Genomic DNA, 20,684 nt, shown 5'->3' on the forward strand with positions numbered 1-20,684 from the left:
TTGCTCATGCGCCGCCTTTGCCCTTTCCAATCAACCATCGCGAGATGTTTGCAAACGACAACTGTCAGACCGCGTAGCAATCGCTATTGGCGCAAGGTCAACTGATTTCGATAGGCTGAGCCAGCGTGATGCAGCTGAAGCGTCATGACATTGGCTGGCCGCATTACGGGTGGGCCGGAGTAGGTTGCTGCAGCCTGAAGGGCGTAAGGGTTCGTAAGGATCATGTCCTTATAGGTGTCCAGGAACCGAACAACACCAGAGAAGACGATGCCCCACAGGTCCCGGCAATCTTCTTTCCATTTCTCTAGCTGGGCGCGTGCTGCTGTTAGGTCAGACGCCTTATGGACTGCAAGTAGCCTGTCGCGCATACGCATAAAGCCGCGTGCTGGCGTCCCTGCCGGAGCCAGTTGTGACAAGGCAACGTTATCGTTTACAGACAAGGTTGTCAGATCAGAGGTGAGCAATTGAAGGGCGCTGCTGGGCGACAGGCTCTCGGGCAGCTTTGTCATTTCGATTACTTTTCTTGCGGCGTTCTTGATCAACCCCTTCAGCATGACTGCGAAATCGGCTCCCGAGAGGGTAACTGACATTTTCTTTATCCAGGGGAACGAATAGGGAGCTGTCTCCGGACACGGTATCACAGTTTCCACACCCATTCGCTCAAGGCAGTTCTCGACCACGTTGCTTGCAATGCCGGGCAAAAATCCAAGGGTAGAAGAGTGCCTTTGATCAAGAAGGGCAAGGACGCTTGGGCGGATAAGCTGCAGTCTGCAGGTCTTGATATCCCTGTGCTGAAGCATGACCGCGTCTGCCTTGGAAGTGAGGAGGCGAGAAATGGTAGATTTGTCGACCCCGCTGGCGTCGGAGCAGGCTTGTACGTCATTGGATAGTGCCGCTGTGACGAGTTTATCGGCAGCTGCTTTCGTAAGCTTAAACCCTTGTTCGATCTCCGGCGTTTCGATGCCGTCGGTGGAAAGACAGTTCGGGCACCTGAATCTCTGGATGCGGGCGAAATGTTCGCAATAGGTTCCATCCTGGTGGTCTGTCACCAGGACATTTCTGGAGCCATGGCGATGCATTTGATGTCCGCAACCACAAACCAAACTCATCATGCGCCATCCACCGCTTCATCGGCCGGGACCAGGTAGGACGCGATCTTGGTTAAATCCCTGATAGGCTCTCCCAGAAGCCGCTCGGCCTCGAACAGTGCGTAGGGAGCAAACACCGATGCTGGCATTCGGGGACGACCGAAATTCCACATGAGCGACCACAAGTGCGGGTCTTGTTCGCGCGCTGGACTGAAGATGGACTTCTCGAAATATGGGGAACGGGACGCCCCGTGGATCGCCGCGATGGTGAAGGTGGTCGAATGCCCATGACGTTCCGATATCTTCGCCAGAAAAGCGACCTGCTCGCTGGACGGCTTCATTTGAGCTGTCGCGGGTTCTTTTGCGAGCTTCTCCAGATCGGACGACCTCAGGAAAACGCTGTCCTTCGACGTCGCGAGCAAGGCTAGCAACAGGAGAAACTTTTCTCTCCCCGGAATCGCGCGTAAGGTTTCCCTGACGTCGATCTCATTCGTCAGAACGATGGGGGCAACGCCGTAGTCTCTTCGATTGGTCGCCAAAGTTCGGTTTCGCGTGGCGACGGCCATGATTTCCTTTGGAAACAAGTTCATCGTTACACTCCAATTTCCATAATTTCGTCTGTCTTTCGCTGATTGTGGAAAGCAAATCTGCTGCCCTCCGTCAGTGCGGCGAGAACCTGAAGGGACGCGCTCATGAACGCATGCCCACCGGGAAGCGCTTCCAGGTCGTTGATCGCCACTAGAGGGGCGAACTCCTCTGGCAGAGCCATTCCAAGGGGCTCGGACAGTTCAGCCGGTTCGTCGGGTCGCAGCGCCGCAACAATATTCTGTCCGGCGGTGCGATGGTTGAAATAGCTGACAGGAGCTAGAGGTAGACGAAGTTCGAAATTGGAAGCAACTCCTTTCCCAAACACCGCACAATCCCGATGGGTGATAAGGAATTCTCCAGTCGAAAGGTTACGCAACAGGTCGTGAACGGGTATGGGATCGCTGAAGCCATTGCGGAAAGCAGATAGAATTCTGCCCCCTAAACCGCCGTGGCGCGTTAAATGTCGACTGTTATAGAGATCAAGGAACGCGAGAGCTGCATTTACCCTCGGCTCATTGGTCTGGAACATGATTTTCGTCGCGCAGTTCGCTATTATGTTGTTGGCTACGTTGTAGTTTCTGCGGTGCATCATCCCGATTTCCTGTGTCGAAAACACCAGGTTAAAATTAAGGGATCGTGCTTGCGCGGCCATCAAATCGAGCCCGTCAACCATGTAATGGCTGACCTCGTCGAAGATGCACATGAACGGTGAAGCCTGGCGCTTTCCACGTTTGTTCAGGACCTCCTCCCATGAGCAAGCCGCATCCGATCCAAGGCTTGTGAACGCCATCGCCTTCACAATCGAGACGATGAATTTCCCGAGGCTGGCAACTTCGTCGCCCGACTTCTCCAGTGCAGGGAGAAGAACGACGAGGATACGGCGGTTTTCAATGATATCCCTGATATCGATATCGACATTGGCGCTATTGAAGATGTCGCCATAGACGTCGGCCATCATCCCCAAGACCTTGGTCCACTGCATTTCCAGGTACCCATGTTGATCAAGGGTGGTCTGGCTCTGTTTGTAGTGCTTGTCTTCTTGATAACCCGGCAGCGATCCGAGGTAGCTTCGGACTGATCTCCGAATTTCTACAGGCAAGGTTGGATACTTCGACGGATCGCAAAAATCGATGATTTGCCTCAGGCTAATGCTGTCACGGACAACCCCAACATCCATCTGATGTCCCTCGTGATCCCGGAGCCATACAAGAACTCTGATCACGCCGGTGAACATTGCCACCGCTCGGCCTTTCCACATCTGAGCGTCGCCGTCGACATCATCCATAAGTGAAACCAATAGATTAGTTATGGCGTCGGAAGCCATGTATTGGAATGGGTTGATCGTGTTAGAGCAGACAGATTGATCGTTGCTCCGGTTCATGAAATTCAAGACATAGACGTCGTCGCTGCGCCCGAATTGATCGGCCATTGCGAGAACGCGGGCATGGACATTCAAGTCGCCTTTCCCGTCTACGAAGATGCCGCCGCCGCCGTTGGCAAAGCTGTTCAAAAGAAGTGTGAGCAGGAATTCTGTTTTCCCGGACCCCGTTGTCCCGGAAACAAGCATATGTTGTCGCATCATGCGCTTTGTCAGCCAGATTTCCTTCCCGCTTTCAGATTTCCCGAGGAAGCAGGATGAATCATCAGAAAATTTCAGGAATTCCGCGTCTTTGACGTTGCCAATCTCATGTCGTTTTTTCATCTTATTCCTCCGTTTTGCCGTTGAAAAGATCGTCAAACGAAGGGGATTCAACCACGTCTTTCGAGGCAACGGGATGATTGGAAAAGGTACTTCCTTTGCTCCAGGACCGAACGCGCGATAGGGGAATGGCTACCGGTATCATGCGAAAATCTCTCGCGAAGACATCGCAGCCGACAGCGCGTTCAAGTCCCTGGAACGTCATTGCACCAAATCGGGCTTTTGTCGCGTCGATCCGATTTCTTAGAAACGCATAAGCTTCCGATCCCTTGCGCATCTGACGGATTTTGCTTACCTCCACTTTCATGTCAGCTTTGGCGGCTTTATACGATTGAACCGCAAGGGGGCTTTCCCACCAGGTTATGCGACTGGTTTCGGCAGGGAGAAGGCCGTCGAAACCGCACTCCATTTCGATATTTTTGCCTATCCTCGATGCGAAGTAGAACCAGGCTGCTACTCTGGAGAAATGAGCTACCACCGGACCTGAAAGCTCGGGCAAATAAGCTGCCTGGAACGTGGTGTCGGAGAAAGTTTCCAGGTGTTTTGGCGCAAGGCATTCTTCGCATAGCGTTTCAAAGGAGCCATCCTTCGTCTCGGTTGCGAAAAGGCCTTGTTCGATAAAGCCGCAACTGACGCAGCACCCATCGTGATTGATAATCGCGTTGCGCTGCGTACCTGAGAAAATCCTTCGCATGTATTCACCTTCGTTATCCTGCATTTGATCATCGATTTGGGACCATTCGGCTACAAGGAGATCAACCCGGGATTTGGCGGTTTGCACCACTGGTGGGAAAATTAGAACCTTAGAATTCCTTTCTGTCAGCACGTTTCGTTGACAGGGTCAGATATTTTTGAGGAAATAATGTCGATCTCGATTAGTGGTGGGCAGAGCGTGACCGACGTAGAAAGATTTGTGGCCTTGATGCGGCGGACGCCGTTCGTGATGAAGGATGAGAAGTCGGTCCAGGCCGCGATAGCTGTCGTACTCGATAGTCACGGCATCGATTACAAGCGTGAGGTTAAGTTATCTGAGAGTGATATCGTTGACTTCATGCTGCCCGGAGGCGTGGCCGTCGAAGTGAAGTTAAAGGCCCAGAAGAGAGAAATTTACAGGCAGTGCAAGCGCTACTGCGAGCATGAACAGGTGAAAATCATCGTTTTGATGACTGCAACGATAATGGGCTTCCCACCCGAGATCGAGGGGAAGCCCGCATATTACGTTTCCATGGGGCGGAGCTGGCTCTAGCCCGGTCTCAGAGTCCTGGGGCGTTCGACCATTCCTGATGAAGTGGTCTTCGGCGTCGGCCATGTCCTGCTATCAGATTGTTGGGCCGGAAAATTCAGCGTCGGCCACTGCTTCAAGCTCGGCAGCAGACTTGCGCGTAACATCGAGACCGACCTTCTTGGCCTCTTCCAGGCTGTCGAATGCTTCGCTCTCGGCGTACAGGCCTGCAGCGTCCCTGTTCTTGTCGTAGGTTGAAAGCCAGTGGGTCACGCCGATCTCGGACTCTTCTGCCCATATCTCAGCATACGCGCCATCTAGGCCCGGCTCGGTGCGCCAGCAGTCATCAGCGAAGTGGACCCAGTCGGCTCCATCAACAGGTGTAATCTCGTTATCGAAGGCCGAGCCGATGAAGTCGTAGGTTCCATTGATCGAGATAGTGCGGAAACCGCCAACTGCGGGATTGATGAGGACCTCAACATCGTTGTCCGCCATGTAACCCGATCCATTGACGAAGTCATGGATGCCGATCAGGCCTCTCTTGGCGATGAAAGGCTTATCAAGTTTTCCGGAAAGGATGTCCCTCATCTCGTAACGAGCTGTATAGACCGGCACACCGCCACCGCCCGCGTTCTCGATGACCACGCACAGTTGCTCCATCGACATGGCTGCGGGCCGATCAAGGTCATGAACAGTGCGACCTTCAATCTCAAGGTCATCGCAAAAACGGTCAAAGCCGCTGCGATCCTCGAATTTGGCGCGGGTTTCTCGGCTGACCACGCCATCGTATGCGACATCACAAAAAGCTTGCCAGCGATTGGCCTGCTCCAGGATCGCCCTACCCGCCCAGTCGTCTGCTTTGATGCCTTCCGGCAAGTCTGTGTTACGAGGGTCGTGGCCGTACGCTTCAATGATGTATTCGATGAATGCTGACGGCGAAATGTTCATCAGTTTGAACATGCGCATGAATTTGGCATCCGGGTTCAGTGTCTCAACGCTGAACCAGTTCTGGCGGCTGTAATACATGTGTAGGTCTTCGACGCCGAGCTTGTCGAGATCGATGCCAAAGCTCATTTCAAACTTGTCATGGGAGCCGAAGAGACTGGTGATCTTGCTCTTGTCTGCATCTACCATTGCATCGATGCAGAACTCTTCGAGAGCTTCAGTTAGCCCTTCAGTGATCTCGTCTTCCGCATCGTCGAAACGTTCGTGGGCCGTGACGAGCTGAGCGACACTCCGCATCTCGCTTTCAAGGTCTGCTTTGACAGCCCGCTCGAATTCACTCTCGGGGCTATTGGCCCAGTTCTCTTCGAGGTATTCCTCGGCCGCTTCGATGCCGCCTATCAGATAGGCGTCGACAATCGGCACCAGCTGGCTGCGGTCGTAAACTCCATTGTAGGGCTCATAGCGGGTGTAAAAGGAACCCTTGCCGACGTCCTTGGCTATTTCCTGGATTGCCGGGTGAGCCGCCAACGTTGAAATCAGGCTTTCCGTGCTGATCTCGTCGTGCAGTTCGATTTCAACAGGCGGTTTGGTGTTTAGTGTGATCTTCATTGTCGGCTCCCGATACGCGGTTATGCATGTATATCGCAGAAACGCATGAATGAAACAAAGCCCTGTGAAATCCTTGCCAATCGAAAATTTTGACAACAGACTTTTCCAAAACGAAGGAAAAGTCTCGTGCAACTCAGGCCAAAGTTCTATGGCAAGCTGACGCTTGACCAAGCCGGAAATCGCTGGATCATCACCAACACCACTCCGAATGTCAATTTGGAGCTGAAGCATATTTTCAGAGGCATATCATTGCTTCAGACCGAGCGCTTCACGCTCGATACGTCGCCATACACGACCAACCGACTCGCGTGGTTCCTGCAGCTCTACCCGATGGAGATGTCGAGGGCAGACGGCAAAGAGCTGAAGAAAATGTGCAAGCATTTTCAAAAGCGGCTCATGGATGTCGAAGGCGTCTTCGTTCCTGACTTCAAGCCGCCGGAATATGTCGGTCTGAAGGATGACTGCGAGCTTTGGGACTATCAGTGCCAGTTCGTCGAGATGTTCAGGATCGTCAAGAACATGTTGCTCGGGGACGATTATGGTCTAGGGAAAACCAACCAGGCCATTGGCGCGATGCTGTTGCCGGGAATGCTGCCCTGCGCGGTCGTGGTCGAGGCTCATATGCCCGATCAGTGGAAAGAGCGCATCGAGGAGTTCTCGAACCTGCGTGTTCACATCGTCAAGACGGTGTCGGCCTACACCCTGCCAGAGGCTGACGTCTATATCTTCAGTTATACCAAGCTGAAGGGCTGGACCGACATCGCTAAAGGCGGCTTCTTCAAGCTTGTTGTCTACGATGAGCCGCAAAACCTGCGCACAGGTGATGGAACCGATAAGGGTGGCGCTGCTCGCAAATTCAGCAACGCTGCCGAGGCGACACTTGGTCTGACTGCCACCCCGATCATGAATTACGGCATCGAGATGTGGATTGTCATGTCCTATCTCGCGCCTGGCCATCTGGGAACGCAGGCGGAGTTCGAGCGAGAATGGTGCACGAGCGACGGGAAAACAGTCAAAGACCCTGATGCTCTTGGCGCTTACCTGCGTGAGCGGCAAGTTCTGCTGCGGCGAACTGAAGAGGATATTGATCGTGCAATGCCTCCATCGAATGTGACGACGCACGACATTCCGTTCGATGAGGACGAGGCAAGGAAAAGTGACGAGTTGGCTGTCCAGCTGGCGATTCAGGCCATTACTGCGACCGACTACATCGAGCGCGGGAACGCGGCTATGAAGCTCGACACTTTGGAGCGCCTGAGAACCGGTGTCGCCAAGGCCAGAGGTGTGACCGCTTACGTGAAAATCCTTCTCGAAGCCGGATTGCCCGTTCTTCTTTCCGGGTGGCATAGAGACGTATACGACATCTTCTTGAAGGAATTAGGAGCATATAATCCGGTCTTTTACACGGGCTCCGAAACAAAACTTCAGAAACGGAAGAGTAAGGATGCTTTCGTCAACGGCGAAACCAATCTCATGATTATTTCAAATCGTTCGGGTGCGGGATTGGATGGTCTTCAGTATCGCTGCGCGGACGTTGTCATAGGAGAACTCGACTGGTCGCCTATGGTCCTGAAGCAATTAATTGCGCGTCTTAGGAGATATGGCCAGAATCATGTCGTGAATGCTCATTATATGATTTGTGATGGCGGCTCAGACCCTGCAATGGTGGAAGTTCTTGGTGTGAAGGCATCGCAAGCTCACGGCGTGATGAACCCCTACCTGCAACCGCAAGCTGTAACAAACGACGTGTCAAGAATCCGCAAGCTCGCCATTAGTGTCCTTGAGCGCAATGGTGTTGATGTTCAGTCCTTGGTGAAAGACAAGCTGGCGATAGCCGCGTAAGGAGAACAGATGGCAAAGTTATTGTTAGCACGTCACGAAGAGACCTTGGAATGGTTTGCGGTTGCGGAAACCTATCCTGGTGCGTTTGTTTGCATCCCGTTGACGGGCGATCAGAATGCAAATGTGAGAGCACCGTCACATTTCAAAGCCACGCACAGGCACTATAAGGGCGGGCTTTATGCACGGTTCGGCGAGGTCATTTTGCCGGGAACGCAGACCGTTTACACGGTATACGGCGACGCAGAAGGCCTGAACTGGTTGCGAGAGAAGGTGAAGTTTGAAGGCTCCAATGGTGAAGGTCTTCGCTTTACGCCCTTGAAGGCAGCGGATGTCTAGAATTGCGGTCTTTTAAGGAGCGCCTGTCAAAGCATGTTTCTTCAAGATTACCTTTCGTCTGACCTATTCCGTCGGAGGTTGCCACGCGGAGCAAGGGGTGCTAGACAGCTCTCCTTCTTGGTCCAGGTTTTAGCGGACACGTTCCCTATAGCTATCCACTTGATCTAACCAAGTCCGAAGGTTTTCGTTCGGATGGGCTCGTTTTGCTTGTCCGGCGCGTGAGGCGATAATGATAGATGTTCTTTCCTGTCTTTCTGGAGGTCACGACCCTCTCAGATTGAGTTTTTCAATTCTCATTGTCGTGCTGGGATCGCTCCTGACCATGAACATCTTCGAGACCACCCGATCCGCAAGGGGAGGTCGCCTCGTTATATGGTCTGGATATTCTGGTCTGATCGGTGGATCGACTGTTTGGGCAACCCATTTTATGGCGATGGTTGCGTTTGACCCGGGGCTAAAATATGCGTTCGATCCGACTTTGACTATTCTGTCGTCAATTGCTGCGATCCTGGCTGTGTCTGCTGGCATGTTTTTAGCTGCGGTATTGCATAACGGCGTTGCTTCCATTGTCGGTGGTGTCATCATGGCTGCCGGAATCGTCTTGATGCATTTTACAGGGATGGCGGGTTACCTGGTTGAGGGGACCATTGTCCATCAAGCTATGGCGAAACTGATCGCAATGGCTTTGGGTGCCGCGTTTTCGGTCGCATGTTTGTATGTACTCGCCTCTGGTCGTAATCGCAAGACGATCTACATTTCTGGTCTGTTCTTTGTATTGGCAATCTGCTCGGTTCATTTCGTTTCTATGTCGGGTATCGTGATCGAGCCTGACCCAACAATTGTTGTCCCGATGCAGGGGCTTTCAGAAGAGAATCTGACCCGGCTGGTGATGGTCGCCGTAATTGTCGTGCTGATGCTGGGCTTGATGACCTACATGCTCGATTATTTCAGGAACCGCGAAGAGGTGGTGAGATATCGGTTCATGGCTCATCATGATCAGCTAACGTTGCTTCCCAACCGGACATTTTTAATTGAGAAGGCCCGAGAGTTTCTCCCTGAAGATGGCAGTGGCGGTCGATGCGCGGTTTACAGTTTCGACTTCAATAGATTTAAAGACATCAATGATGTTCACGGTCATGCAGCGGGCGACCGTGTTTTGCAGACGGTTGCCACTGGCTTGCAAACGTTGATGAACGAGAACGTCATCGTTGTGCGTATCGGTGGCGACGAATTTGTTGCTTTGCAGAAGAATGTCAAAAACGAAAATTCAGTGCACGAATTTGTGCGCGAGCTTCGCGATCACATTACTAAGGACATCCAGTGGGAAGGCCGCGCGCTTAATGTCGGTACGTCGATTGGCGTCGCATTGTATCCGAAAGATGGCCATGGTTTGGACGAACTCCTCATCAAGGCCGATCTAGCCATGTATCGCGGTAAACGGGAGCCGCAGATTTCTGTCGCATTTTACGACGAGCAACTCGATGAAGCCAACCGTTATAAGAGTGCATTGGCAATCGACTTACGTCATGCAATTTCCAACGGCGAGTTCCAGCTGCTATTTCAACCTCAAAATAGGGTCGATGATAGAAGCCTGATCGGTTTCGAGGTTCTGCTTCGATGGCAGCACCCAGAACGCGGACTCATCATGCCTGACGTCTTCATCCCGCTCGCTGAACGCGACGGATACGTGAATGTCATCGGTGCCTGGGTTCTCGAAGAAGCTTGCCGTCAGGCAGCCTCCTGGGCCGTCCCGCGCAAGGTTGCGGTAAACGTGGCGTCAAGCCAGCTGTCTGGTGATAAGCTGCCTTCTATCGTGAAAGGTGCCCTGGACAAGAGTGGCTTGGCTCCGCATCTCCTGGAGATCGAAATCACCGAATCCGGCATCATCAACGATTTCTCTCACGCGCTTGAGATTGTACGAGCGGTGAAGGCGCTTGGCGTCAATATCGCGATGGACGATTTCGGGACGGGCTACTCGTCTCTCTCTGCTCTCCGTATCTTCCCGTTTGACAAGATCAAGATCGACAAGACGTTTGTCTCCGGCCTAATCGATGATCAGCAATCGCAGGCCATCGTGAAAACGGCGATCACACTGGGCCGCTCGTTGAACATCACGGTTCTCGCGGAAGGCGTCGAGACGGAAGCCCATCTCGACTTCCTTCGCAACGAAGGCTGCACCGAAGTCCAAGGTTTTCTCTTCGGTAAGCCTTCGAGCAATGGGGGCGGAACGAACCTAGCCGTCGTCGAAGGCGCATGAGATTGGAAGCGGACTGATCAGCGGTGCTTGAATGACCGTTTGTCAAAACCGTGCTTCTTCAGGATCACTTTTTCGTCGGTGATCTTGATCATCGGCTTGTTGTCGCCCGACAGTACGCCACCGACCCATTGGCTCAGCTTCTGGAACGCGCTGTAGGGCTCAAGCGCTTTGGCAAATCCCATGGCGCTGAGGCCGTCGGAATTCAGGTACCAGCCAGGCTCCGTCGACCCGTAATATTGGTCGCCGTGATAGTGATGATCGCTCGAAATTGCGATTGCCACGCGGTTTGCGACCATCCAGTCGATATCAGTCTTGGTTGGTGCGTAGTCGAAAAGACGGTTCAGCGATTCCTCGCGGATGACCGCATCCTGATCCCAGGCCTCTTTGAAATTTTCTTCGTGCAGGGCCTTCAGATGCGCGACGAAAGCATCCCTGCCCCAAAACCACTGCGGCTCCTCTGATGGGCGAGGATACCAGCAGCTTTCACGGATTTCCAAACGAACACCGGCAAACCGTTCCCCGGCAAACCAGACGACGTAAGGCGTGTATTTGTATTCGCGATTATTGATCGTGAGACCCGCGTATTTCCGCCAGCTCATATCACCCTTGAAGTCGAGCGATCCAGGCGGGCCTTTGGTGAAGCCAGCTTCCTTGCCCGTGACGTATCGAGCCTTCGCAAATTGGCTGCGATCAAAGAACAAAGTCTCATCGCGGCCGAAAGCCAAGATTCTGTCGTAGTAATCTCTTCCGCTAGCAAAACGCATCGCCTAATTCCACACTCCGGTATATTGGTCGAATATAGCGCCACTAAGAAGGAATTCCAGCGCCGCCCTGCATACTCTTGCATATGTTGACATATATTGCTATAGCTTAAGTGTTGACATTTTTGGAGTGAGGCATGCATCTCAGATTGGGATTGTTAGCGGTTGCTGGCGCTGCTGTCGGAGCAATGTTCTGGTTATCACAGCCTGCTCCTGCGCATCAGGCTGTGGACGTTCCGATTGTCATCAATGAGCAGGCCATCGTGTCCGTTCAAGAAGACGCCGTCGCCTCAGTTGTCCAAAGGGTCAGCAAAGCCGCTTCGTCTTCCGAACCGGTCCGCGATCCGTTCGTTGGCACTTGGACTGGAGACTGCGGCGACCTGGTTCAATGCGATTTGAAAATCGAGATGGTCGACAAGGCCTACACCCTCGAACTGAAGATTGCAGACTGGCAAAATGCCGATAACGTGGTGTGCCGGTTGAACGGGAGCATGCATATCAGCGACGACCGGCAGTTCTTGGCTGGTAAGATGGGATCGAGCCCGCTATCTGGTGCTTTCCTGCGTGGTGAGGGTGCGCTTGAACTGCACGATGTGCCAGACATGGATTGTGGTAAGCCGTTTGCCCTGGACGGCATCTATCGTATTCTGGGAGACTGACGCATGCCTGCGATAGAACAGTCACCACCCGGTTCCGGAGAAGTCACCGGCGAATACGGTAAATGGACGGACGCGGCCATTCGTATGCTCAAGACCGTGAAAACGAAGGATGTGAGCTTTGCCAGCGGACCTCTTGGCTATGCGATCATGTGGAACGGTCGCCCTATCGGCAGAATCAATCGCTATCGCCGCCATAAGACGATGACGGTTAAGATCGAGGGACACCAGTTTTGGGTGGAGCCTAATCCGGTTATCCCGAGATGGCATTATAATCCCGGGCAGGTCGCACATTGTGTCAAAGAAGCAAAAGGACTTGCCTTGAAGCTGATTTCCGATGCGGTCAGTCTGGTCCCGAAAGTCGAGGTTGAGGGATGTCGGTGAATCGAGGTCGACCCCAGACAGTGCATGACTGGCAAGGTCGGTCATACGATGTTGAAATCGCCTATGTCGCGTTCCTGGGAGGCTACGTCATCTGGATCGATGATGACCCCTATAACGAAGGTGAGCCTTTTCCGTCACTTGTCGCCGCCATGAAAGAGCTTCGGGAACACATGGGTGGTATGCCCGGCCTCCATTAAGCGCCTCTGCGAAATAGAACTGGTACCGCAAACGTCGGCAAATCGGATAGTGTCCGGCTCCGGGAGGATGTCGGCTTGGCAGAGATTACGCTCGACGATCTGTTTGCCTGCGATGAGCAGGGCACATTGCTGGTTGCCGAGGACCGCGCCTCCGGCAAGGCCGTCGCGATCCTTCCGGCAGGCAAACAGCGGCGAACCAAGTAGTAGCATACCTCACATGGACGGGCCGCTCGGTTCATGCGTGAAATCGCGGATCGTTTCTCCGGATGACCACTCAATGATGGCGGTCAAGATCACGGCTGACGGGTTGGCAACGACGATTTCGAACTCGGCCTCATGGAACGTGCTGACGGCAATCGTCTTCTCCCAGTCGACGTCGGACTCATCCACCACACCCTTGACCATCACGCCCGTGGCTCCGGTCCGGTCGAGCGATGAACCTTTGAGCGCTCCTTCCTCCCGCCAGGCCCAACTGCCTCCGACATCATCACCCTGGTCGACCGTCAAAGCCCATTCGCGATCACATGACATGCCCCGCCAAATCTCGATGGTGTCATTGCCCTTAAAGAGTGACAGGAGCTGAGATTTGGTGGCGGAGAGGCCGGAGATCAGATCGCGTCGGGAGGCGAACTGCTCGTCGATGGGAAGGTCGAAATGACGTTGCGCCTCATCAAAATCGATTTTGCGAACGTCTATGGCACGAAGGGTTTCAAGGGTTTTTGGCATGGCAGCTTCCGTTGAGGCGTGCTCAGTGTTGCCGTGTATAACGCTAAGGTCGGGTCCAATAGAGAGTATGCTCTTCACCATCGGGCACCAGCCTGCATTTGATCGATGCCGGGAATGCCGGATCGTCCAATGTGACGATGAGGTAGCGATTGCCTTCTTGTGTCCTTTTCTTCCAAGCGGCACCGACCTCTGACTGGCCGCGATAGACACGATAGTCCGGAGCCTCGGGGTTTGCCTTGGCGATAGGTGAAATGACGACGGGTACTGGACCAAAGGTGATGCCCTCAATCAAGCCCTTATAGGTCACGCCCGTTTTCTTGAGTTTTCCCAGAGTTCCCATTCCGAAATCTCACGTTTGCAAGCGATCAGCGCAGTGCCTATGGGCGGTATATCTGGCAACGCAATGGTCCTGTCAACGGCACCGGAACGCCGCGAAAATCGTCAATTATGTTGGAAAATCAACGGAAACGGGGTTTGAGTGATTTCATGATGTTGTCGCCGATGAACTATGCGTTCGTTGCGATATACCGAGCCAAATTACATCGGAAAACACGGTCTTTTTAGCGAAACCCTCATCCAAGTTTTTTTCGATTGTTTGCGGCCTAGCCTGCGAAAATGGCAACGTCATCAAAAGCATTATAATGATCACGTAAATCTTTGATTTATCTATATGTTTAGGCATCGCTAAAGTAATTTACGCCTCATCGATGACCTGGAGTGACCCTTCTTAGCAGCATGATGGGCCCGCTGCTCTCCGAGCTTGCGGTTATAAAAATGGTTTCGGAAGTCAACGTATATCTTTGATATACCGAGTGAAATTCCGTATCAGTATTTTGTTTTGTCTGAGGCGCGCTGCCTGCGTGTCCCTTGCCTTTCTACCGGCCATGATCCGTTCAAAGGAACGAGGCCATCAATGATATCCCGGAATGGTTTTAGCGCCAGTTCGAGCTGGCTTATCCGTGACACAGCAGAGGGCGCAATCAGCCTTCGGTGGAAGCCGGTCGAAGAAGGCGTCAAAGCGGAACTCTATCAATACGCGTCCCTGGTCGACAGGAATGCGAAACGCAACACAAAGCTGTTCAAGGCTGATGAGGCCTATGAACGGATTATCGCGGCCGTCGGAAGGTTCATCGATCCGCAGCTTGCGGCGTGCGCCCCGGAAGACAAGCTCGCCTCAGTCCCGCTGAAGTCCATTGAGCTTCCTGCCGATTTCGACCCGGACAAACTGAATTTCGGGAAGAGCATTGCCGTGGAAGGCTTTGCCATTCGTTCCGAAGATCAGCCGCACAGCATCCTGATCATCACCTCGATTGCGGGTGCTTCCGATAAGTCTCGCCTGGCCGAGGTCGTGCAGTTGGAGCGAACGATCAGTGGCTGGCTAGATGTTCCCGTCGGCGCAGACGCGGTGGAAGTGCTTTCCGCTCATTCGGCGGCATGGGTCAAACGGACGGCAGCGAACTTAGCCGAGGATCAGCCAACACTCGCGATGTGAGCGATGCGTTGCGGTGGTAGATTGGTCATGACGGATCGCACAATACAAACATGGCATTTTTCCCAGGCGGACATAGCGCTTCTGGATGGTGCCGAGAACCAATTTTTCGCCGACACTGAACCAGATCGTCGTCTATCTGTGTCGCCGATGCTGGCCGGACGGCTTTGACGTTTCCGACACCGTCGCGCCAGAGACCTTCAAGGCTCTCAAGGCGGAGATGGTCACTCGCGGTCGGGTGACGATCAATTCAGCCAACTCTGACGATACGATCTACGGCTGCCCCACGATCAACATCATGTCTCGCGCCTGGCACGACTGGGCTCATCTTCATGGCGGGTATGGTTTTGGTGTCGAAGGCGAGACGAATGCGTGCCGACTTCAATGTCAGCAAATCAGGGAACTGGTTTCGGGCGATCAGGCTGATCACCTATGTGCGGTGCTGGAGGCCGAGGTGATTGGGCAGACGCGGTATTATCAGCGTCACCGTCGCTTCATCCGGAGACAAAGGGAGTTCGTCGAGACATATCTGAAGGACCCGTTGCTCGCTCTTTCCGGAGATTTCGGACTTGAAGAACAGACCATAATGGCCCCATCATTCGCCTAGACGTCATCTGGGAATAGTGAATGACAGAGCATAATCATCGCCGTGGCACGAAAAGGAAAAAGTATCCGAATTTCCATATGGTCGAAGAAGTAATCTTCGCGCCAGGGCGTTCCAATCACGGAGAGACCATCAAATACGTGGGGTATGACGGTCGCCTTCGGAACGGTTATCGGCCAAGGAACGGCAAGGTATACGGCTATATCGACAAGTCCTTGCACGGGTGGGGCCGGACGTCGGTTCTTGCTGACAAACGGTTGGGTGCAAGCATCCCGAACGATTTCACCAATGGTAATCGCGGCATGGCGAAATCGGTCAGGGGCGCGAAAAAGTTCGTGCGAAGCCGTTTCCGTTTCCATGAGAATGCGGCGACACGGCAACTTGCTCTTGAAACCGATGTCGAGCCAACGGATCAGTCAATTTAGGCTGTGCAGTGTGCAGCGCCGGGTTCCGTGGTCTCTGGCGCTGTAAATGCCGTCTTCTCGATCAGGGTGAGAAACGATTCTGGTCGAAACCACGCCGCCATCTCGCAGTCGTAAGCAAGACCGGCCGAGTCATCGCCCGTAGCCGAATGGAAGGCCAGCTGTTGCCTGCCTGATTTGCTCGCCGATCTCGCGGATTTCGGAAACGATGTAAGGAAGATTATCCGCCAATTGACGAAATGGCGACGCAACACTCTTTTCGAGCCACTGCGCTTTCTGATTTTCGAGAAGTGCGACGAATGTCTCGATGACGAGGTCGGGGACCTCCTTGATCGTCGTTGGCGTGAGGTCCTGGTTGACGGCAACGAGGTTCTGGACCGGTCGCAGCGCTGCCTCCGAGACAAGGCCGTAGAAGTCAGAGAGCAATTCGTTGCGGATGACGACGCCAGCACTGCGCGTTGACGGAAGCCCGTGCGGGTATTTCAAAGTCATTGCCTTGAGGCGGATCATGAGCTGGCTCATCAGCGACACAGCTGCGAGATTGATGGTCTTCTGAAAACGGTGTTCTGCCAATGCCATTGAAGTGTCCTGGTCACGAGATCGAACCACGTACTTAGGGGATGGCGGTCTGCTCAACAAGTGCGGTCTTGTCGATTGCCTTCAGCCCGGCAAAATGGAGATATTCTGATGTGGAGCCCGTTATGCCAGCTTGTGAATCTGACTTCGTGACCGGTCGATCAATCCTCGAAGGCGAACCGGCCGTCGCAATTATTGTTGACGTGCGCGACCGGGAGCACAGCGCTAAAGCACCCATCAATCCGCACGACCGTTTTATGCCTCTATCCTACATGATCAACGGCACCGTCGACGATGGCGGATTCTTCGTTCCTAAAGGCAAGCAACTGGCGTTGGACATCCTTCTTAAAGTGGCGAAGGCTGATACCTGGGCCGATGTCCGCCATATGCTGAACGCAGGTAAGCCTGTTGCGCTCGATGAGCACCCTGTCCTTGGAAAGACAGTCATTTCGCCTGGGATAGCGATCATGCATGCCAGCACCGCCTTCGCCGTATCGCAGCAGGCGTTTGAAGGCCACGACGTCGCGCAAGATGTAAAGATGGCAGCCAAGATTTTGGTCGATGCGCATCAGCGGCTGAGAGAGGGAGATCGTGACTATTTCTTCATCGCAACGGGAGGGGAAGTCAACAGTCCATATGAGACCCTTGCCGGGGAGACTATCGACGTGCCCGATGTGTCGAATGCGTTTTCACGCAGCTTTGCCAGCCCAGCCTACGCGCTGAAGAGAGCGATGGGTTCCTATTTCAAGGAGATCGGCTCAGGTAACGAAAAGCTCGCGGAGCCGATGTATGAGATGTTTGCCCGCTATCAGGTTTTTCTATCGGGCCTCCATGCATTGGGGAAGAAACTGGAGCCATCAGCTTTTGCCAACTACGACAACACGCTTGAAGTAACTAAATTTCATCTCAATGAAGTCGTCGCTGCTGTCTCGTCAATTCCTTCCAAACCATGCTTTGGGCCGGGCTATGAAGATGAGTTCTCTGAGCCACTCGAAGCAATTGCGACGCAATTGAAAGAGGCACTGACGAAGGTTGAAGAAAATCTGTCGACCTTGAGTGCGTCGGCCCTTAGAAGAGGGACGACACGCTATATGGTTGGAGGTGGTCCTTCCTTAAGGTGGACTGGTCTTTTCCAGAGGTAGTCATGTCGAGCAAGAAGTTTCCCGGTGTCGATGAATTCACCAGTGAACGCATTCGTCGAGACGTGAAAGAGCAGCACCCGGAGAAGCAGACGCTTGCCGGTGAATTTTCGCTTGTGAACGAAATCCGGACCATCCAGGCTAGGGATGCAATCAAAGTCGTTGAAGATATCAAGGGTGAACGCGCCACCGATGGAGAGGCGATGGCGTCGATGCTGTATAAGCGCGCACAGGCGCACGCCCGTCGGGATCATCTGGGGGATTATCATTCAGGTCTGTCGGCTGCAGACGCGGAAGCCCTTCTTCGGCAGATCGGCTTCAAGCAGGCATATCGCAAAGAGAAAAGGTTCGGGACCCATCAGGCTTGGGCTGATCCTTTGACCGGCATTCTCGTCGCAGGCGAATTTGGAGAGCGTCGGACCGCATTGACATGCTATCTCCAGTTTTCTCCGAACCTTCCAAGCATGACCGAAAAAGAGGAATCGGAGTGGAACCTGCTGGTAGCGCGAAGTTTCGGGGGTTACGCCGGATACTCGTGGTTTAATCCGAAGCGCCCTGCTCTGCACCATGGAGAGCTTCATTATGCCCGCAGCTATCCTGATGTCGATGAAGTCAGTCGGAAGGCTTGGCAAGAGGATTATCGGGCGGTTCCGGCATCGATCCTCGCGGAACGGGGGCAGTGGGTCATGGTTGCTGATGGGCAGCCGGAAGCGGGTCTTCATGCTTTGATGGCGACTTTGCACCGTCGTGACGTTCGCTTTTGCGTGCCGTGGGAAGCTGCCCAAATGCAGGAATTCACGTATCAAAAAGTCTTCGATTGCGAAGAAGGTGAAGTCGAGGCGATGTTCGAGGTGTCGCCCTCATGGTTCAAGGAAATCTATCGGAAGTCGTTCGCTCGCGTGGTCGAAGATTTGCAGTTGAAATCGGCACCGAAACCGTGACGAGCTGGTGTGATGCGCATTTCGTCGGCATCATAGGTTTCAAGCTCACCTTTGGAGGTCAAACATGCATACAGCAGTCAGACAGGTCGCAACCAGTCGCTTCTTCGATCCGGATCAATTCCAGGAATTTGCGCTGGAGAACCGTGTGAAGTTTAGCATTACCGGTGAAGGCGAGAATGCGTGCGTGTCGACCTGGTACGTCAACGGACTTGTCGATGGGTTCATACAACACCTTGGCGATGGCTATGAGGCCCATCGGCAGGAACAGATTGATCTGCAGGCAAACGAACGGTCGATGAGGCGGTAATCCGTCATATCGACCGCTTCTTCGGTTACATTTTCAGCGAGATTGTTGCTTCTGCTTCCGCTTCTCGCACCTGAACGACAGTGTGGTTTCGCATGGAGGCGACAGCGCCAACGTTCCAGCATTTGGCATGGTGTGCCTGTTTGCCGACTTCCTGAGCAAGGCTTGTGACAGCGGCTCGCGCGTACTGTGGGAGGCTTTCGTCGGTTGCCGTAACGGTCGCCGCTGCGATGGTTGAAAGCGCGAGCTGTGCCTGTAGTCCGCCGAGGGCCAGTTGGTCGCTTAGCCCCGTTTCTTTGAACAGCTCCAGCAGCTTATCTGTAAATTCACGCTGCTTTGCGCTCAAAGGCCGATCTTCATCGTTGCGAACTTGATAGACAAGGTTGCTGCCTTCGCCCTCACAGCGTTTCTGTCCCGGATAACTGTCGAAGCTGTCCTTCGTAACATTCGTGAAAATACCTGTCATTTCGTCATCTCCAGTGCCTGTTCCTTCTATTGGTATGTTAGTCGATTGCGAATTCAAAGATTGTGCGGTGAGAGATGCCGTGTAGACTTCAAATGCCAGGGTTAGGTCGAAGGGAACCTTTTTCTGCGCCATTTCCTGGGTCAGGATAGTGATGACAGTCTTATCTGCCGGATTTGTTACCGCGACGAGCCCAGATTCCAGAAGACGAAAGCAGCCATTTCCATTTTGATGCACGCGCCATGATTTTTTCAGGCGGTGCTCCAGAATCCCTTTGTGGCCAAGATAGCCCTGCCCTTCTTCGAGATGCCGTAGCAAATCCTTATCGGTAATTTTGACGATCTGACCTGCCTTCTTGCGTTTCTTGTGTAACGTATGTCGTGCCGCGCTGAGATCGAACTTGGTGCCCCGGTCGAGGTACTGGACCATTGCGTGTGCAGTAATGGCAAAAGCGCATGGTCTCTTCATATGGTTTTTGGAGAAGACAGGCGGAGCAGACACGAGAGACCCTGGCAAGATGAAAGTGAGAAGAATCCTGAGGAAATTCGGCCTGGTGTCAAGGAGTTCTTTATTGTGAAATCCTAATCGCCACTCTTGCCTATCGATTTCCATCCATCCAATATGAGAAATCCTTCTTCGGGCTATCGCTTCATGGATTATCAAACCGCCAAGTTTTATTGGGACACGGCTGAACTGGCTCTAAAAGCAGGTACGGAACTTGACCGAAGCCGTCATGGGCGTTCCCATGCGGTCGAGGTCATGGTCCAAAATCTGCTCAAGTCGCTTCAGGCTGCCGTCGAATTGTCGCCGGATCGTGGCTCAATTTCCGAATTCCAGGCTGTCTTCGAATTGTATCGCGCCGTCATTTCGCCAGGTCCAAGCCCGTACTTGCGAACCACAAGTGACCTCGTTAAGGCGATCAGTGCTTTCAATGATGGCTGGCTGGCGCAGCTGCGAAGTCCAACTGAAGCCGAGCTATATTCGATGATGCGTACGTCTCTCGACATTCATCAATTCTGCTTGTCGCGCGCATTGGGGCATTCTCACGAAGGCCTTGGTTTCACCGCTTAGCGTTACCGCCGCATTGTGAGAACCTGTTCTGTGTTGTTCTCGGACTTCGGAAGGTTTGTTTCGCCTGTCGTTGGATTGAATGTCACCCATCTCGCCACTTCACCGCCAAGATCGCTGCCGACGAGGCGAGTTCCATTCTCGATCAGAAAGCGTTTAGCCACCCGGGCGTTTTCGACACCGATGTCAGTATTATGAAGAAAGGTGGATTTTCCTCCGAACAGCCTGGCCTGCATGCGCCAACATCGCAAGATTCAAAAATCGCTTGACGCGGAGAATTCCTTGCCTTCCTATACATGCATGGGCTGCCGGGCCTTCCATCCCCGTCCGAAAGGATCAGGTAAAGCGGCGTAGGAGATCAACATTCT

Annotated in this window: 26 protein-coding genes; 15 read left to right on the forward strand and 11 right to left on the reverse strand. The window is 53.4% G+C overall.

What is annotated here, in order from left to right:
• Window positions 1-83: 83 nt before the first annotated feature.
• From FFR93_RS02330 to FFR93_RS02345, 4 genes are read right to left on the reverse strand one after another with little or no spacing between them, the layout of a single operon-like run.
• Entirely contained in the window at window positions 84-1,112 is a 1,029-nt protein-coding gene (locus FFR93_RS02330) for a hypothetical protein (protein ID WP_138391753.1), read from the reverse strand.
• Window positions 1,109-1,678, reverse strand: coding sequence for a hypothetical protein (locus FFR93_RS02335; protein ID WP_138391754.1), 570 nt, complete (start codon window positions 1,676-1,678; stop codon window positions 1,109-1,111). Before FFR93_RS02335 ends, FFR93_RS02330 begins: the two co-directional genes overlap by 4 nt.
• 2 nt (window positions 1,679-1,680) lie before the next feature.
• Window positions 1,681-3,378, reverse strand: coding sequence for a helicase HerA-like domain-containing protein (locus FFR93_RS02340; protein ID WP_138391755.1), 1,698 nt, complete (start codon window positions 3,376-3,378; stop codon window positions 1,681-1,683).
• A gap of 1 nt (window position 3,379) precedes the next feature.
• Complete coding sequence (locus FFR93_RS02345; protein WP_138391756.1) at window positions 3,380-4,093, reverse strand: hypothetical protein; 714 nt, start codon at window positions 4,091-4,093, stop codon at window positions 3,380-3,382.
• Window positions 4,094-4,237: 144 nt separating this feature from the next.
• Between FFR93_RS02345 and FFR93_RS02350 the strand changes: the two genes are divergently transcribed.
• On the forward strand, window positions 4,238-4,621 hold the full coding sequence (locus tag FFR93_RS02350; protein ID WP_138391757.1) for a hypothetical protein: 384 nt from the start codon (window positions 4,238-4,240) through the stop codon (window positions 4,619-4,621).
• Between the two features lie 72 nt (window positions 4,622-4,693).
• Here the strand turns inward: FFR93_RS02350 and FFR93_RS02355 are convergent, their stop codons facing one another.
• Complete coding sequence (locus tag FFR93_RS02355; protein WP_138391758.1) at window positions 4,694-6,247, reverse strand: hypothetical protein; 1,554 nt, start codon at window positions 6,245-6,247, stop codon at window positions 4,694-4,696.
• 30 nt (window positions 6,248-6,277) lie between these two features.
• On the opposite strand from FFR93_RS02355, the gene FFR93_RS02360 reads away from it, so the two are divergent.
• From FFR93_RS02360 to FFR93_RS02370, 3 genes are all read left to right on the forward strand, one after another.
• Window positions 6,278-7,993, forward strand: a complete 1,716-nt coding sequence (locus tag FFR93_RS02360) for a DEAD/DEAH box helicase (RefSeq protein WP_138391759.1) — start codon at window positions 6,278-6,280, stop codon at window positions 7,991-7,993.
• 9 nt (window positions 7,994-8,002) lie between these two features.
• Window positions 8,003-8,329, forward strand: a complete 327-nt coding sequence (locus FFR93_RS02365; RefSeq protein ID WP_205910720.1) for a hypothetical protein — start codon at window positions 8,003-8,005, stop codon at window positions 8,327-8,329.
• 229 nt (window positions 8,330-8,558) lie between these two features.
• A complete protein-coding gene (locus FFR93_RS02370) occupies window positions 8,559-10,586 on the forward strand; it encodes an EAL domain-containing protein (protein ID WP_138391760.1) in 2,028 nt (675 codons plus the stop codon).
• 17 nt (window positions 10,587-10,603) lie between these two features.
• Here the strand turns inward: FFR93_RS02370 and FFR93_RS02375 are convergent, their stop codons facing one another.
• Window positions 10,604-11,350: a hypothetical protein gene (locus tag FFR93_RS02375; protein ID WP_138391761.1), complete on the reverse strand. Its 747-nt coding sequence runs from the start codon at window positions 11,348-11,350 to the stop codon at window positions 10,604-10,606.
• A gap of 134 nt (window positions 11,351-11,484) precedes the next feature.
• Here FFR93_RS02375 and FFR93_RS02380 point away from each other — a divergent pair, with 134 nt between their 5' ends.
• The 4 genes from FFR93_RS02380 to FFR93_RS41880 all read left to right on the forward strand — a co-directional run bounded on the left by FFR93_RS02380 (window position 11,485) and on the right by FFR93_RS41880 (window position 12,788).
• Window positions 11,485-12,006: a hypothetical protein gene (locus tag FFR93_RS02380; protein ID WP_138391762.1), complete on the forward strand. Its 522-nt coding sequence runs from the start codon at window positions 11,485-11,487 to the stop codon at window positions 12,004-12,006.
• A gap of 3 nt (window positions 12,007-12,009) precedes the next feature.
• Window positions 12,010-12,387, forward strand: a complete 378-nt coding sequence (locus tag FFR93_RS02385; RefSeq protein WP_138391763.1) for a hypothetical protein — start codon at window positions 12,010-12,012, stop codon at window positions 12,385-12,387.
• Entirely contained in the window at window positions 12,378-12,584 is a 207-nt protein-coding gene (locus FFR93_RS02390) for a hypothetical protein (RefSeq protein ID WP_138391764.1), read from the forward strand. Before FFR93_RS02385 ends, FFR93_RS02390 begins: the two co-directional genes overlap by 10 nt.
• Window positions 12,585-12,659: 75 nt before the next feature.
• Window positions 12,660-12,788, forward strand: coding sequence for a hypothetical protein (locus tag FFR93_RS41880; RefSeq protein ID WP_281407897.1), 129 nt, complete (start codon window positions 12,660-12,662; stop codon window positions 12,786-12,788).
• A 9-nt stretch (window positions 12,789-12,797) separates the two neighbouring features.
• Here the strand turns inward: FFR93_RS41880 and FFR93_RS02395 are convergent, their stop codons facing one another.
• Both FFR93_RS02395 and FFR93_RS02400 read right to left on the reverse strand, forming a co-directional pair.
• On the reverse strand, window positions 12,798-13,391 hold the full coding sequence (locus FFR93_RS02395) for a hypothetical protein (RefSeq protein ID WP_171049033.1): 594 nt from the start codon (window positions 13,389-13,391) through the stop codon (window positions 12,798-12,800).
• A complete protein-coding gene (locus FFR93_RS02400) occupies window positions 13,354-13,650 on the reverse strand; it encodes a DUF736 family protein (protein ID WP_138391766.1) in 297 nt (98 codons plus the stop codon). Before FFR93_RS02400 ends, FFR93_RS02395 begins: the two co-directional genes overlap by 38 nt.
• 573 nt (window positions 13,651-14,223) lie before the next feature.
• Between FFR93_RS02400 and FFR93_RS02405 the strand changes: the two genes are divergently transcribed.
• From FFR93_RS02405 to FFR93_RS02415, 3 genes are all read left to right on the forward strand, one after another.
• Entirely contained in the window at window positions 14,224-14,802 is a 579-nt protein-coding gene (locus FFR93_RS02405; protein ID WP_138391767.1) for a hypothetical protein, read from the forward strand.
• A gap of 85 nt (window positions 14,803-14,887) precedes the next feature.
• Window positions 14,888-15,406: a hypothetical protein gene (locus tag FFR93_RS02410; protein WP_138391768.1), complete on the forward strand. Its 519-nt coding sequence runs from the start codon at window positions 14,888-14,890 to the stop codon at window positions 15,404-15,406.
• A gap of 20 nt (window positions 15,407-15,426) precedes the next feature.
• Window positions 15,427-15,828: a hypothetical protein gene (locus FFR93_RS02415; RefSeq protein WP_138391769.1), complete on the forward strand. Its 402-nt coding sequence runs from the start codon at window positions 15,427-15,429 to the stop codon at window positions 15,826-15,828.
• Window positions 15,829-15,957: 129 nt separating this feature from the next.
• Here FFR93_RS02415 and FFR93_RS02420 read toward each other — a convergent pair whose 3' ends face one another.
• A complete protein-coding gene (locus FFR93_RS02420; protein WP_138391770.1) occupies window positions 15,958-16,404 on the reverse strand; it encodes a hypothetical protein in 447 nt (148 codons plus the stop codon).
• Window positions 16,405-16,472: 68 nt separating this feature from the next.
• On the opposite strand from FFR93_RS02420, the gene FFR93_RS02425 reads away from it, so the two are divergent.
• From FFR93_RS02425 to FFR93_RS02435, 3 genes are all read left to right on the forward strand, one after another.
• On the forward strand, window positions 16,473-17,543 hold the full coding sequence (locus FFR93_RS02425; RefSeq protein ID WP_138391771.1) for a hypothetical protein: 1,071 nt from the start codon (window positions 16,473-16,475) through the stop codon (window positions 17,541-17,543).
• A gap of 2 nt (window positions 17,544-17,545) precedes the next feature.
• On the forward strand, window positions 17,546-18,481 hold the full coding sequence (locus tag FFR93_RS02430; RefSeq protein WP_138391772.1) for a hypothetical protein: 936 nt from the start codon (window positions 17,546-17,548) through the stop codon (window positions 18,479-18,481).
• 64 nt (window positions 18,482-18,545) lie between these two features.
• On the forward strand, window positions 18,546-18,788 hold the full coding sequence (locus FFR93_RS02435) for a hypothetical protein (protein ID WP_138391773.1): 243 nt from the start codon (window positions 18,546-18,548) through the stop codon (window positions 18,786-18,788).
• Window positions 18,789-18,813: 25 nt separating this feature from the next.
• Here FFR93_RS02435 and FFR93_RS02440 read toward each other — a convergent pair whose 3' ends face one another.
• Window positions 18,814-19,677: a hypothetical protein gene (locus FFR93_RS02440; RefSeq protein ID WP_138391774.1), complete on the reverse strand. Its 864-nt coding sequence runs from the start codon at window positions 19,675-19,677 to the stop codon at window positions 18,814-18,816.
• Between the two features lie 222 nt (window positions 19,678-19,899).
• Here FFR93_RS02440 and FFR93_RS02445 point away from each other — a divergent pair, with 222 nt between their 5' ends.
• Window positions 19,900-20,319 (forward strand): hypothetical protein, encoded by a 420-nt coding sequence (locus FFR93_RS02445; protein ID WP_138391775.1) that lies wholly within the window; start codon window positions 19,900-19,902, stop codon window positions 20,317-20,319.
• 2 nt (window positions 20,320-20,321) lie between these two features.
• Here FFR93_RS02445 and FFR93_RS02450 read toward each other — a convergent pair whose 3' ends face one another.
• On the reverse strand, window positions 20,322-20,552 hold the full coding sequence (locus FFR93_RS02450) for a hypothetical protein (protein WP_138391776.1): 231 nt from the start codon (window positions 20,550-20,552) through the stop codon (window positions 20,322-20,324).
• Between the last annotated feature and the right edge of the window lie 132 nt (window positions 20,553-20,684).

The organism is Rhizobium sp. MHM7A (assembly GCF_005862215.1).
Taxonomy (GTDB): domain Bacteria; phylum Pseudomonadota; class Alphaproteobacteria; order Rhizobiales; family Rhizobiaceae; genus Rhizobium; species Rhizobium bangladeshense.